Annotated in this window: 14 protein-coding genes; 4 read left to right on the top strand and 10 right to left on the bottom strand. The window is 63.0% G+C overall.

Annotated elements, in window-relative coordinates; translation table 11 throughout:
- The first annotated feature begins 66 nt into the window (after positions 1–66).
- Entirely contained in the window at positions 67–714 is a 648-nt protein-coding gene (locus RIG82_02100) for an aminodeoxychorismate/anthranilate synthase component II (protein MEQ9459732.1), read from the top strand.
- Between the two features lie 2 nt (positions 715–716).
- On the opposite strand, the gene RIG82_02095 is transcribed toward RIG82_02100, so the two are convergent.
- Positions 717–1781, bottom strand: a complete 1065-nt coding sequence (locus tag RIG82_02095; protein ID MEQ9459731.1) for an LD-carboxypeptidase — start codon at positions 1779–1781, stop codon at positions 717–719.
- Between the two features lie 120 nt (positions 1782–1901).
- On the opposite strand from RIG82_02095, the gene dnaB reads away from it, so the two are divergent.
- Positions 1902–3305, top strand: a complete 1404-nt coding sequence (dnaB, locus tag RIG82_02090; GenBank protein ID MEQ9459730.1) for a replicative DNA helicase — start codon at positions 1902–1904, stop codon at positions 3303–3305.
- Between the two features lie 4 nt (positions 3306–3309).
- Here dnaB and RIG82_02085 read toward each other — a convergent pair whose 3' ends face one another.
- From RIG82_02085 to RIG82_02050, 8 genes are all read right to left on the bottom strand, one after another.
- Complete coding sequence (locus RIG82_02085) at positions 3310–4545, bottom strand: radical SAM protein (GenBank protein ID MEQ9459729.1); 1236 nt, start codon at positions 4543–4545, stop codon at positions 3310–3312.
- A complete protein-coding gene (locus RIG82_02080; protein MEQ9459728.1) occupies positions 4533–5537 on the bottom strand; it encodes a radical SAM protein in 1005 nt (334 codons plus the stop codon). Before RIG82_02080 ends, RIG82_02085 begins: the two co-directional genes overlap by 13 nt.
- Before the next feature lie 226 nt (positions 5538–5763).
- Positions 5764–5976, bottom strand: a complete 213-nt coding sequence (locus RIG82_02075) for a putative motility protein (protein MEQ9459727.1) — start codon at positions 5974–5976, stop codon at positions 5764–5766.
- Positions 5977–6036: 60 nt separating this feature from the next.
- Entirely contained in the window at positions 6037–7020 is a 984-nt protein-coding gene (locus RIG82_02070; GenBank protein ID MEQ9459726.1) for a segregation/condensation protein A, read from the bottom strand.
- Between the two features lie 138 nt (positions 7021–7158).
- Positions 7159–8715, bottom strand: coding sequence for a hypothetical protein (locus RIG82_02065; GenBank protein ID MEQ9459725.1), 1557 nt, complete (start codon positions 8713–8715; stop codon positions 7159–7161).
- A 273-nt stretch (positions 8716–8988) separates the two neighbouring features.
- Positions 8989–10050, bottom strand: a complete 1062-nt coding sequence (locus tag RIG82_02060; GenBank protein MEQ9459724.1) for a KpsF/GutQ family sugar-phosphate isomerase — start codon at positions 10048–10050, stop codon at positions 8989–8991.
- A gap of 517 nt (positions 10051–10567) precedes the next feature.
- A complete protein-coding gene (locus tag RIG82_02055) occupies positions 10568–11245 on the bottom strand; it encodes a hypothetical protein (GenBank protein MEQ9459723.1) in 678 nt (225 codons plus the stop codon).
- A complete protein-coding gene (locus RIG82_02050) occupies positions 11242–11646 on the bottom strand; it encodes a hypothetical protein (protein ID MEQ9459722.1) in 405 nt (134 codons plus the stop codon). The genes RIG82_02055 and RIG82_02050 overlap by 4 nt, the downstream gene beginning before the upstream one ends.
- Positions 11647–11689: 43 nt before the next feature.
- On the opposite strand from RIG82_02050, the gene RIG82_02045 reads away from it, so the two are divergent.
- Positions 11690–12223 (top strand): shikimate kinase, encoded by a 534-nt coding sequence (locus tag RIG82_02045; protein ID MEQ9459721.1) that lies wholly within the window; start codon positions 11690–11692, stop codon positions 12221–12223.
- 131 nt (positions 12224–12354) lie between these two features.
- On the top strand, positions 12355–12540 hold the full coding sequence (locus RIG82_02040; protein ID MEQ9459720.1) for a hypothetical protein: 186 nt from the start codon (positions 12355–12357) through the stop codon (positions 12538–12540).
- 282 nt (positions 12541–12822) lie between these two features.
- Here RIG82_02040 and upp read toward each other — a convergent pair whose 3' ends face one another.
- Positions 12823–13455, bottom strand: coding sequence for a uracil phosphoribosyltransferase (gene upp / locus RIG82_02035; GenBank protein ID MEQ9459719.1), 633 nt, complete (start codon positions 13453–13455; stop codon positions 12823–12825).
- Positions 13456–13668: the final 213 nt, after the last annotated feature.

Here is a 13668-nt window from a genome sequence, read left to right as displayed (position 1 = left end):
GTAGGTCCAGCGCAGCGAGCCCTTGGATCCAGATGTTCCCAACGATTCGCATGCTATATTCCGGGGGTGATCCTCCTCATCGACAACTACGACTCCTTCACCTACAACCTCGTCCAGCGGATTGGCGAGGTCCTCATCGCCAACGGCCGCTCCGCCGAGCAGGCCGAGGCAGATCTCCGCGTGGTCCGCAACGACAAGATCACCACCGCCCAGATCGCCGAACTCGCTCCCGAGGCCATCATCATTTCCCCCGGGCCCTGCACCCCCAACGAGGCCGGCGTCTCCTGCGCCGTCGCCGAAACCTTCGCCGGAAAGACCCCACTCTTCGGCGTCTGCCTCGGCCACCAGTCCATCGGCCAGGCATACGGCATGACCGTCGCCCGCAACACCCACGTCATGCACGGCAAGACGTCACCCATCCACCACGACAACCAAGGCGTCTTCAAGGGCCTAACCAACCCCTTCATCGCCACCCGCTACCACTCCCTCGTCGTCACCCCCGAGACGGTTGATCAAGAACGCTTCACCGTCTCCGCCTGGACCGACGATGGCGAAGTCATGGGTCTCCGCGGCAAACCCGAGCACTTCAACAAAGTCCCCGTCGAGTCCGTACAGTTCCACCCCGAATCCTTCCTCACCACCGAAGGCCACCGCCTCCTGGCCAACTTCCTGAACCTCCCCAACGTGCCGGAGCCACTCGACGCCGTGGCCTGACCTCAATCCACCAGCACCGGGTTCTCCAGCACCGTGATCGTCTGTGCATCCGCGTCCAGCTCGACCATCACGCCCAGCGGCAAGGTCGCGTTGTCCGACACATGCCCAGCGGGGAAATCAACCAGCACCGGCACGCCCAACCCCTTGAAGTAATCCTCCAGGACCTCACGCATCGAGGTCGTCTCGTTCGACGTGTCCTCATTCCGCCGCCGGGTGAACCGACCCAGAATCGCCCCGCTGATGCCGTCGAGCTGCCCCGAGTCCTTCATCTGTCGGAGCATCCGGTCCACGCGGTACGGCGCCTCGCCGACATCTTCCAGATAAAGAATCTTCCCCCGCGTATCGAGTTGGTACGCCGTGCCCGTGATCGCCTGCACCAGCGACAGGTTTCCGCCCACGATCACGCCCCGCGCTACGCCGCCCGTCATCGTCTCGACCGGAGCCTCCACCCGCTGGTCCGAACGGATCACATAACCCTTCGGTCGCGGATTCCCCTTCCCATCGACATAACTATCACGCAGGATCGCACGCCAGAAATAATCCGCCGAGAACGGCCGCAGGTTGTCCTCGCTGCCCAGTCCCCACATCGGGTTGGGCGAGTGGAACGTCACCAGCCCCGTCTTCTCATGGAACGCCGCGTGCAGCCCCGTGATGTCACTAAACCCGATAAACACCTTCGGGTTGGCCCGGATCACCTCGTAGTCCAGCAGCTCGAGGATCCGCGTCGTGCCGTACCCGCCGGTGCCGGGAAAAATCGCGTCCACCTCCGGGTCGGCGAACATCGCCATCAACTCCGCAGCGCGTTCCTCATCGCTCCCCGCCAGATACCCGTGCTGCCGGTAAAGATTTTCCGGGATGATCACCTCGAAGCCCATGGCCAGCAGGCGATCGCGCGCCCGCTCGACCCGCACCTGATCCAACTCACCCGCTGGCGCCACAAACGCGATCGTATCCCCCGGAACCAGTGCCTTGGGCTTGAGAACCGGCTGTGCGCCCCCCACGCAACCCACCAGAGCCACCGACAGCACCATCAGCATGAACAAGTTTCGGCTCAGATACACTGCCATCGAGAGACCTCCTTCAGGCTCGGCACTATACAGCCCAACTGAACGCGGACCAGCCGTGGACAGGCTGACGCAAACCCAAAATCTCCACGCGAAACGCCGAATCCCCCGTATCCTTTGAGCATGACTGCCTTCACGCCACAGCAGAGCCGACCGTTCCGCCGCGACTTCCAGCCGCCCATCGAGATCGGCAAGCTCTTTGGCAAACTCCCCCCGGTCCCCCGCGAGGCCGAAGCCGCCCTCCTCGGTTCGCTCCTCCACGACCCCAGCGTCACCGCCGACATCATCGAGATCGTCCGCGGACCCGAGGACTTTGGCCATCAGCCCAACTCAGTCGTCTACGCCGCCATCGTCGAACTCTTTGACCAGACCCAGTCGGTCGATATCGTTCAGCTCAACCAGAAGCTCACCGACCGCCAGCAGCTCGAGCACGTTGGCGGAACCGATTACCTCGTCGAACTCGCCGAGTCCGTCCCCTCCGCCGCTGGCGCCAAACACTGGGCCCGCATCGTCCGCGACAAGGGTACGGTCCGCCGGATGATCGACACCGCAGGGCAGATCCTCCACGACTGCTACAACAACGATGAAGACGCAGCGAACATCCTCGACCGAGCCGAGCAGAAGATCTTCGAGCTGGCCGAAGCCAAGACCGACACCGACATCGCCGAACTCAAGGTTCTCCTCCAGGAGACCTACGAGAAACTCGAAGCTCAGGAAGGCCGCGCCGTCACCGGGCTCGCCACCGGCTTCTACGAACTCGACGAGATGACCAACGGCCTTCAGCCCGGCGAGATGATCATCATCGCCGCTCGACCCTCGATGGGAAAAACCGCCTTCGCGCTGAACATGGCCGAGCACGTCGCCGCGACCAATCATCAGGGCGTCGCCGTCTTCTCCCTCGAAATGGGCAAGCAGCAACTCGCTCAGCGGCTGCTCTGCTCACGCTCAGGCGTCGACTCTCACCGACTCCGTAGGAACATGCTCTCCCGCGAAGACTTCGCCCAGCTCTCCCTCACCGTAGGCGAACTCTCCGAAGCCCCCATGTTCATCGATGACACCCCGGGGCTCACGCTCCTCTCGCTTCGCGCCAAGGCCCGCCGGCTCAAGGCTCGGCACGATGTGCAGGCTGTCGTGATCGACTACCTCCAGCTCATGTCTGCCTCGGGGGCCGCTTCCCGTGAGCAGGAAGTCTCCGCGCTGTCTCGCGGGATCAAAGCACTCGCCCGCGAGCTGGAAGTCCCGGTCATCTGTCTTTCCCAGCTCAATCGTGCCGCCGAACAACGCGAAGGCCACCGCCCGCGTATGTCTGATCTGCGTGAATCCGGCTCGATCGAGCAGGACGCCGACGTCGTGATGATGCTCCACCGTGAGGACTACTACCACCGCGGCGATGAGGACTATCAGGAAACCAACGTCGCCGAGGTCATCATCGCCAAGCAGCGTAACGGCCCGACGGGTACGGTCCGCCTCCAGTTCAACGGCGCAACCACGCGCTTCAACAACCTCGCCACAGGCTCCAGCTTCTGAGTCGCTACCGACTGAGGCCCATGGCTGCCCGCTTCGTCGGAGTACGTTCCTGGTCCGTCAGGTAGCACTGTGGGTCCATGCCCATGAAATCACCCGTGGCCACCTCGGCGCGTGTGCGCAGGTTGCCGTTGCACACGCTCACGAACCGGCACGACTGGCACTGCTCCGGCAAGCCCTCGGGTCGGCGTCGGAGCGTGCGTAAGCGGGGAGCCATCGGGTCGCCCCAGATCTCGCCGAAGGTCTGCTGGCGGATGTTGCCACACGGATAGTGCCATGAGAACTGATCGATGAAGACATCGCCCGTCGGCCCGATCGAGGCGATGTTCTGGCCGCTGCGGTTCCCGCCATTGTGCCGGAGCATGGCCCACGCCTTGTCCGCACGCCTGGGGTCATCACGTTCGAGTCGGAGCAACGCATAAGCCTGATCGCAGTGGTTCCCCACTGTCAGCACCTCGACATCCTCGCCGCGCGCGTGCGCTCGCTCGGTCCATGCGAAAACCCGATCGACGACCTTGCGCGTCTCCTCAGGTGACAAGTCCACGTCACGCAGGGCCTTGCCGCGCCCCGCGTAGGCCAGGTGATAGACACAGATGCGATGAATTTTCTTCTCGACACAGAGGTCGAGCAGGTCCTCGAGTTCCGGCTCGTTGAGCTTGTGCACCGTGAACCGTGCGCCGACGCGCAGACCGACCGCCTGGCATCGCTCGATCGCTGCCAGAGCCTTATCGAAGGCGCCGACCTTGCCGCGCAGCTTGTCGTGGGTCTTCCGCATCCCGTCGATTGAGACGCCGACGTATTTAAGTCCCGCGCGTTTTAGGCGTTGGGCCACATAGTCATCGATCAGCAGCCCGTTGGTCGACAGCGTGCAACTGATGCCCAGCGCCACGGCGTGGTCCACCAGGGCCAGCAGGTCCGGGCGCATCAACGGCTCTCCGCCGGAGAACAGCAGCGCGGGCACACCAAACGCGCGCAGATTCTCGATCAGCGCAAAGCCTTCGAGCGTTGACAGCTCGTTGGGCCGGGGCGTTATCCCCGCCGCCGCGTAGCAGTGCTTGCACGTCAGGTTGCACACCCCGGTCACCGCCCAGGCCACCACCGGCTTCGGTGCTCGGGGATAGGGGTCACGCAGGACGGGCTTGAGAAGGCCATCGCGCTCTTTGTCGCTATTTTTCTTGTGCCCGTAGCGCAGGCGCTCGTTACCCGAGGTCACGCCACAGAGGATGTTGCTCACGCTGAACATGTCGCAGGCTCCTTGATTGCCGACAGACTCGCCAGAGGCGGCCGGTAGGCGCAGTCCGGCTCCTCCGCGAGGTAATCACGGCTGACCGCATACGCTCGGGCTCGGCTCCCGCCACACACCCGCCGGTAGGGACACACCCCGCACTTGCCTCTGAGTCGATCCGGGTCCTGCAGGTCGCGGAAAACCGGGTGATTCTCATAGACGTTCACCACCGAGTCCGCGGGGAAGCGTCCGCACTCGATCGGCAGGAAACCGGACGGCTCGATCTTGCCGGTGTGGCCGATGAACACCACGCCCCGGCCGTCGTTGACGCCCATGGTCATCCGCGAACCGTTGAGCATGGGTGAAGCGGCGTGCTCGATGGCGTAGCGCCTGAAGAACGGCGCTTCGGTTGTTTTGATAGCGAATGGTTGAATCCGCTGGTGGTGCAGCAGTCGCTCGAAGACGGCTTCGTAGTCCCATGGCGTGATCTGCTCGACGTTGCCGCGGGTGATGGTGGTGTTGACCTGCGTCTTGAGTCCGAGGGCTTTGGCATCGCGGAGGATGCGGATGGCGCGTTCCAGCGTCTTGGGGACCTGGCGGAGGGCGCGGTGGGTCGGTTCGTCGACGCCATCGACGCTGACAGCGATGGTGGTCAGCCCGGCGTCGCGGAGTTCCGCGAGGCGGTCGGGCTTCACGCGGGGCGTGGCGGACAGGGCTGCGGAGGTGCGCAGGCGTAAGCTGGTGGCGTGGCGGACGAGTTGGGGCAGGTCGGCCCGGCGCATGGGGTCCCCGCCTGTGAAGACGACCATGGGTGGGGTCTCGAAACTGGCCAGGTCGTCGAGCAGGGCGAGGGCGGTGTCGGTGGACAGCTCCTCGGGATGGGCGTGGACCTGTGCGCACGCCCTGCAATGGCGACAAGTGAGGTCGCAGGCCTGGGTGACCTCGTAGAACGCGATGACCGGGCTCCGGCACGCCTGGTGCCGGGCAGGATCGTGGGAATCATGAGACATGGCTTTGAGTCTCCGACTGTGAGACGATCATCAGACCTCTTATTCTTTTAATATAGGCTCAAACGCGATGCAAGCCAAGCGCTGAGGGGGTGGCTCGGTGGAAATTTTGTTGGTGGGTTCAGAAGTTGCGGGCGAGAGAGGAAGGGGCGAGGGCGTGAGGCGGAGCAGGCGGTGAGGGCGCGGGGATCGCGATGCGGGTGGTGGGGAGGTGGGATGTAAGTTGTTGTCAGGCTAGGAGGTTGAGGTTCTGGCCGACGCCGTCGCTGGCGGAGGTGGGTGCGGTTTTGGCGACCTCGGCGGCTTGCTGGAGGAGCTGGATGGCGGCGTCGCCTGATTGCTGCTGCTGATCGAGGGCGAGGCGCATGGTGCGGAGGCTGACCTCCTGCATGAGCTGGCCCTGAGCCTGAGCGGAGATGGTGGCGGCACTGATCTCGGTCATGCTGGGATCATCGGCGCGATCGCGGGGCGATCATAAGTGATGATTGAATCAGGGGATGGGTTATGTGGACGTTGGTGAATCATCATCCGAGTCGTCGTCGGCGTCCATGAACTTGCCCTGCTGGCGGCGGAGGATGCGGCGTTCGGCGCGGCGGCGGGATTTTTCATCGGGCCACGCAAAGGCATCCAGGTCCTCGACTTGTGGCGGTTGGGTGATGAGGTCGGATTCGATGAGGGTGCGGTGGGCTTCGTCGGCGGGGCGGAGGATGAGGTCGCGGAGGTCGGCGCCTTCTTCGACGAGGAGTTCGCGTTGGCGGACGAGTTCGAGGACGGCGAGGAAGAGGCCGACCTGCTCCATGCGGTCGGTGCGTTCGTCGAAGATCTGGCGGAGTCGGATGCCGGTGAGACCTGAGCGGGAGACGAGGTCGCGCATGTCCTCCATGTGGAGTGAGAGGGGTGTTTCGTCGGAGCCGATGTCGTGGGTGGAGGGCCCGCCTATGGATTCGAGGACGCGTTCGTAGGTGGCGGCGAGGGTGAGGGCGTCGGCCTCTTCGAGGTCGATTTCGATGGGTTCGGCGGTGGCTTCATCCTGGGCGGGTCGGGGTGTGCGCAGGTTGACGGGGAAGCGTTTGGCGGCGTTTTCGGCCATTTCGCCTAGGTTCTGGGCGGCGTCGCGATAGCGTTTGTAGGCGAGCAGGGCGCGGATGAGGTCGGCACGAGGGTCGGTCCCCCCGCCATCTGCCCCGTCGGTGCCGTCGGTTTCGAGGTCGCCGGACTGTTCGGCGGGGACGAGGGTGCGGGACTTGAGCTCTATAAGTGTTGCGGCGACAACGAGAAACTCGCCTGCGCGTTCGACATCGACGCGGTCGAGGCCTTCGAGTTGGTCGAGATACTGGGCGGCGAGGCGGGACATGGAGATGTCGTGGAGGTCGACTTCCTGGCGTTTGACCAGGTGCAGGAGGAGGTCGAGGGGTCCGTGGAAGGCGTCGAGGTCGACGCGATAGCCGGCGTTGATGTCGGGTGTGGTCTGGTGGGAGGTGGTCATTCGGCGTTCCAGAGGGGTCTTGAGCGACCGTATTCTACGGCTTTTGGGCCGGAATCTGTGCGCACGCGTCAATCAAACGTGACCGATGGGGTGTTTTTGACGGTGGTTTGTGCGCACGGGGGGACTTTGATTGCAGTGCTAGCTTTGCGGGGGTTGGTGGTCGGGTGTGCGTCTGAAGGTGCGCGGCGTGCGGTGCGCTATAGTGAGCCAGCTGGCGAGTATCAGGGAGATGGCTGTGGGTTCCGGGATCGGAGGGGCTATGCCGAAGTTGGCGGCGAGCAGGCTGAGATCGATTAGATCGATGGCTCTTGAACCGTCGAAGTTGCCGTGATCCCAGCGGAGCGAGAGGCTGCCGAAGTTTGATGCGAGGATGCTGAGATCGATGAGGTCTACGGCGTGGTCGAGGTTGGCGTCGCCGACGACGGAGTCGTAGACCCTTTCGATCCAGAACCTGAGGTCGTCGGCGTCGGTGATCCCGGATTCGTCAAGGTCGTAGTCGTTCTGGCCGGAGAAGACGCCCCATGACAGGATGTTCAGATCGTTCTCGTCGAGTACGCCTGAGTCATCCAGGTCTCCGGCCAGAGGGGGTGAGGTGATGTCGTAGATGAAGACCGAGTTGGCGGCGGGGTCGCCGACGTAGAGGTGTTGGTCGGAGAAGGCGAGTCCGAAGCCAAATTGCGACGCGTCATAGCCAGCCGGTTGTCTGAGCGTGGTGAGGTGAAGGCCGGTTCTGATATCAAACAGAGCGACTCCGTAGGTCACCAGATCAGCCACGGCGAGGAGGTTGTCGGTGACCGCCAGTTCGCGGCCTATGAGATAGGATCCCAAGACGTTTCGCGTGTGGAAGACATTGGTGATACTGCCAGTATCCAGATCAAACTGATAGACCGCCTCAGCGTCAAGATCGGGGAGGAATACGCTGCGATCATGGATCACGGTGCTCAGGCCGATGTGATCCCGGCCGGAGCGAGGAGTGCCTGTCTCCAACTCGTAGAGGAGTTCGGCGGAGGTGGCGCTGTAGACGTAGGCTCGTCCGGCGTTTGTGAGTCCATCGACCTCGGCCAGCGGGGCACCGACGACGACGTAGTCATTTGAGGCATCGACCGCGAAGCCGAACCGGGCTCTGCCGGGCCATGGGCCGCCGCGCTGTCCACCGAACCAGTCGTCCTGTGGGAGGGCGAGTGTGGTTGTGGATGAGGTGTTGAGGTTGATGACGTTGACGCGGCCGCCGTCGAGGTCGGGTGACCCGGTGATGAGCAGGTTGTTTGTGGCGGCGACGTACTGGCCGCCTATGGGTTCGAAGTCGACCTGGAGGTTGTGGCTGGAGAGGTGGACGAACGCGCCCTGGTCGATGGTGTAGAGGTCGGCGGAGGCTCGTGAGGCTGCGACGATGAAGTCGCCGTGGGTGTCGAGGCCGAGTCCGTAGGCGGCACCGATGGGATTGTGTTCGGTGCGGGTGTCGCGGAGCGTGAGGGTGTTGTTGGCGTGTTCGTAGAGGTAGATGGTCCCGGTGATAGCGCTGGTGTGGTCCGGGCCCGGGGCTGAGACGACGAGGTGGTTGTCGAGGACCTCGACCTGCTGGCCGAAGCGGTCTGCGTCGGTGCGGGTGATGGTATTGACCAGACCGCCGAACTCGGCCAGAGCTGCGGCGTTGATGGCAAGGAGTGCTATCAGGGCTGCGAAGGGTCTGATCACGGTGCTTCTCCAGGGATTGTCTTGCTGGGTTGGAGCAGGTGCCGGAAAGCGTCAGTTTTAGTGTAACCGGCCTCACGTCAGTGACCAGAGAAATTATGCGTTTGTTGGGTACCGGGTGGTGGAGGTGCCCGTGGGCTCTTGGCGATGGTTTGCTCGTTGATGATGACCGGAGGGTGGCGAGCTTGTTGCTTGCTGCTGAGGTTTTGTGCGTGGACCCCAGGCTTGGCGCTTGGCGCTCGTATCGTTGGGTTGATTGTTGTTTTGGGTTGGAGGTCAGCCCTGAATGACTTTGAGGGCGACGAGGTCCTGGACGTCGATCATGCCGAGGGGTTTGTTGTGGTTGTCGAGGACGGGGATTTCATCGATTCTCAGTTCGCGCATGATGCGGACGGCGTCGCGAACGGTTTGGGTGTGGTTGAGGGTGGTGGGGTTGCGGGTGAGGATGTTGGCGAGGGGGGTGTTGAGGATGCTGGTTGCGGAGGAGGGGTTGGTTGTGGTGTTGGGGGGGTGGGCGAGGAGTCGTCGGAGGTCGCCGTCGGTGAAGATTCCGGCGAGTGTGCCGTCGGAGTGGATGGCGAGGAGGGCGCCAGCGCGTCGGACGCCTGTGCGGGTGGCGGCTTCGGTGGCGGCGGCGAAGGCGTCGGCGAGGGTGGTGGATTCGGGGATGAGGGGGAGGTTGCCATCGGGTCCGGTGCGGAAGCGCATGGCTTCGGCGACGGGCATGAGCTGTCGGCCCAAGCCCCCTCCGGGATGGACTTTGTGGAAGTCTTCGGGTGAGAAGGCGAGTTGTTGTGAGACGGCGAGGGCGAGGGCGTCGCCCAGGGCGAGCATGGCGGTGGTGGAGGCGGTGGGGGCGAGGTTGTTGGGGCAGGCTTCGGTGATGTCGCCGACGTGGAGGGTGAGGTTGGCGAGTCGTTGGAGGTCGGAGTTTTGGGGTCCGACGATGGCGATGGTGGGGACGTTGTCTTGTTTGAGGATGGAGGCGAGGTTGACGAGTTCGTCGGTGTTGCCGGAGTAGGAGAGGAGGAGGACGGTGTCGTGTGAGCGGACGCGGCCGAGGTCGCCGTGCATGGCTTCGGCGGGGTGGAGGAAGTGGGCGGGTGTTCCGGTGGAGGCGAAGGTGGCGGCGAGTTTCTGGGCGATGAGTCCGGACTTGCCGAGTCCGGAGACGACGAGCGAGCCCCCTGCCCCTGCGGCCTTGTGGGTGCATCGGTCAGCGATGAGTTGTGTGGCTTGGTTGAAGGTGTCGTCGTCGAGGGGGATGGCGCGGATGGCGTCGGCTTCGGCGGCGAGGACCTGGCGGGCGAGGGTGGCGGGGGTGGTGGAGGGAGGCATGGGGAATAGGTTAGGGAGTTGAGGGGTGAGCGTGGCGTGGAGGGGTCGGTTGGCCCGCTGCCGAGTGGTCTCCGCTTGAGTCTGTGGGTGGACCTGCAGCTTGACTCAAGGGGATCATGGGGTTCGTTCTGAGAGCTATGCGGGGTGATTGCTGAGGATGTGGAGGCGGATGGGCTGAGTCGAGATGGCAACTGGATGTCGATCGGGCGGAGGCGAGACGTTTTATGGCGAGTATGCGTCTAGGCCTTCGGCGGCTTGGCCTGCTCTCCGGCTTCGACAGGCTCGGCGGCGGGTAACGGTACCGAGATCCGGGCGCTGCACGCCTTGCATCGCACTTTCTTGCCGCGGGCCGTCTCCGGCACGGACAGCACCGCGCGGCACCTGAGGTTTGGGCAGATCATGCGGATGGCTTTCACGATGGCTCCTGAAGACCCGGGACTCGACCCTCTTGCTTAGGTATCGAGCACCCGCCAGCCATCCTTTAGGTTCATGCGCCTTGGGCTGTCCCTAAAGCTGATCAATCCACCCGACGGATTACCTTTTTCTCGGCGTTCCCACCCACCCCGAAGACCGAGGTTTTGACCAGCGTTATCTGATTGATAAAACCGTTACGACCGTCATAAACGGTCTCAAGGTTGATATCCACGTTTGCCAGATTCAGGTCCAGCGTTCGCTCTTCCTTGAGCGTGAACCCGCTCGCTGTCGGCTCCACCGATAACACACTCGTGTAGGACCCCGCCTCTCGCTGGCTCCCATCTTCCAGGCGGAGGATGCGCACGCGTCCCTCGGCTTTCAACTGCTGCCCCGGGCTGAGTTCAGGGGGCACTACGGCCAGCGGTGGTTCATACTCCAGCCGGACCTTTTCGGCGTGATCCACATCTTCGGCCAACGCCCACCCGCCATCACCACCTCGAACCCACGTCGATTCACGGACCCCCTTGAGGATAATCGTGCTTTTCCCTTCGGTATCGGTCTCGACGCTCCGCTGCGTCTTACTGAGCCCCGCTTGGGCGGGGTCCAGCTCAACATCAATCGTCTGCCCTGGCTTCATCGCGACCGATGCGATCTGAATGGGCTCTGCTGTCGCCTGGCCTGACCGGCCTTGGCCGGTCGCTGCGGGTGACATCACGCAGCCTGCGCTCAGGAGCATGCCTGCAGTCAGCATCATGGCGGTCAACGGTCGCATTGCAGTCATGCATAGTCTCCAGAGCCGTCATCACTCGTCGGGGCCGCGATCAGGTCGACAGACAGCCGGACTTTTCGGAGCGTCGCTCCGCCACCCTTGACCTGCTGCACCAGCTCGCGCTGCAACCCTGATCGCAGCAGCCGGTCGACTTCGTAAAGCATCGCACTGTCGGAGACGCCGACTCGCAGCACGCCTCGTTGGAGTCCCTGCAGCCTTGTTCGCTCGACGACCTCCGCTGGCATGACCGCACCCCAGACATCAATGATCTCACTGAGCCGCTTCCACGGCCGCTCGATGCCCACCTGAAACTGCTTCTGCATGAACCCGAGGGTGAGGTCTCTCTCGCCACGGCTGAGCCGTTTGCGTGTCTTCTCCAGTCGTAATCCGGCGATCTGTTCACGTCGGTCCATTGCTTCACCCTAGCCGCCCGCGCCTGGCCCTACAATCACCCTCATGGATATCGTCCTCATCGGCTACCGCGGGTCGGGCAAGACCACCATCGGCAGACTCCTCGCCGAGCGACGCTGCCTGCGTCTGATCGACACTGACAAGCTGGTCCGTGACTGTTTTCAGGGAGCTGAGGTCTCCAGCATCTTCGCGACCCATGGCGAACCCGCTTTCCGGAAGGTCGAGACCCAGATCGCCCTCGAACTCCTGCAGGGCACGGGCTTTGTCGCCGCCCTGGGCGGGGGAACGCCTGTCCAGCCCGCCGTCACCGAGCGCCTGCTCACCTACACCACCGGCGTGATCCTCTACCTCCACGCTCCGGCCGAGGTCCTTGCCGAGCGCATCGCCGCCGACACCACCGACGGTGCCGACCGTCCATCGCTCACCGGCCGGGCCTCCGCCGCCGATGAAGTCGCTGCTGTCCTCGCCCAACGCGAACCCACCTATCGGCAACTCGCTCACCACACCCTCGACGTGAGCACCCAAACTCCCGATGAGATCGTGGACGGGATTGAGGCGATTCTGGATGGCAGGAAGTAGCTAGGACTGTCCTGGGCCATGTGCAGCACTGATAGCTACAGCCAGCAACCTGAACAGGCACCAGAAGACACTAGGTGTTTCTCATGTATCTGCTAATATGAATACTGCGTTGGGCTAAGGAGTTCTAAGCGATGCACAGCATCTGGTGGTCAATCGGTTTAGGCTTTTTCGTGACCGTGCCGCTAGCAGCGCTGATGCTGTTTTATTCTGAACGCCATCTAAAGCAATGGCGGAGGGTTATTCTGGCCTGTGTGATCTCAGCAATCGATGGTGCATCGTTTCACTATCTCGGGACGCACGGTTACCTATCTACTTGACCCGTATAGACAGGGATTGATGGTTTGAAGCATATCCGGTTTGGGCAACGCGGAAGTCTCAGAGTCAGATGATGAAACCACTTGCCTACTATATTTTCTTGGCGATTTTCTTCTTCACGTTTCAGTTCTTGTCATGGCCATGGGCCATCCGTTTCCTGTCATCCAATACGCCGCCGACTTGGAAGCAGACTCTGCTTTACGCGTTAATAAGCACAACTTGCTTCATCATCCTCATGGCCTTTATCGATCTTGTACTTGCATAGTCAACCAAGACCAGGCATCTCACAACGTCCCCAGCTGTCGATCGCCTGCGTCGCCGAGGCCGGGAAGGATGTAGCCTTTCTCGTTGAGTTGCCGGTCGAGCGCGCCGGCGTGAATCGGTAGTTCCGGGTGTTTAGACCTTACTGCTGCCACGCCCTCGGGTGCGGCTAGCGCGCAGACCAAGCGCAGGTCGGTGAAGCCGTTGGCCTTGAGCAGGTCGATCGCCGCCACGGCGGTTCCGCCGGTGGCGAGCATCGGATCGACCAGCAGCGTCAGCCAGTCCTCGGCTGGCGTCGGCAGCTTCTCGTAATACGGCACCGGTTCGAGCGATGTCTCGTCGCGGTAGAACCCAAGACAGCCGACCACCGCCTCGGGAACGAGTGCCAGGATCGGATCGACCATCCCCAGGCCGGCGCGCAGCACCGGCGAGATCAGCACCCTCTTGGCGAAGGTGACCGCCTGGGTTTTCTCGAGCGGAGTGCGCACGGACAGTTGACGAACCGGGGCATCGCGCAGCGCCTGGGCGCCGAGCAGCGTCGTCAGGCGGTGCATGGCCCCCCGGAACGCGGGTGGTTCGGTCCGCTCGTCACGGAGCTGCCGCAGCGCGTCCCCGGCGACCGGATGATCGAGAACGTGAAGGTTGGGATCACTCATCCCCGGACTTTACCAGCACGACTGCGCTCCGCGTCACGCTATCACCCTCGGCTCAGGTAACAAAAAAGGCCGGCGTGCGGAATGAATCGGAAGAAAAATAGCGAAATCAACGTGCTGCACGCGCGGCCCAGGATGAGAAGCGAATCGTCTTGCTGGCTGGCCACTCCTTTCGCAAAGGTTCAAATGCCCTCTGAACCAACCCAAGAATGACGT

This window comes from Phycisphaeraceae bacterium (assembly GCA_040222855.1).
Lineage (GTDB): Bacteria > Planctomycetota > Phycisphaerae > Phycisphaerales > Phycisphaeraceae > Mucisphaera.
This window is presented reverse-complemented; position numbering and strand designations above follow the sequence as displayed.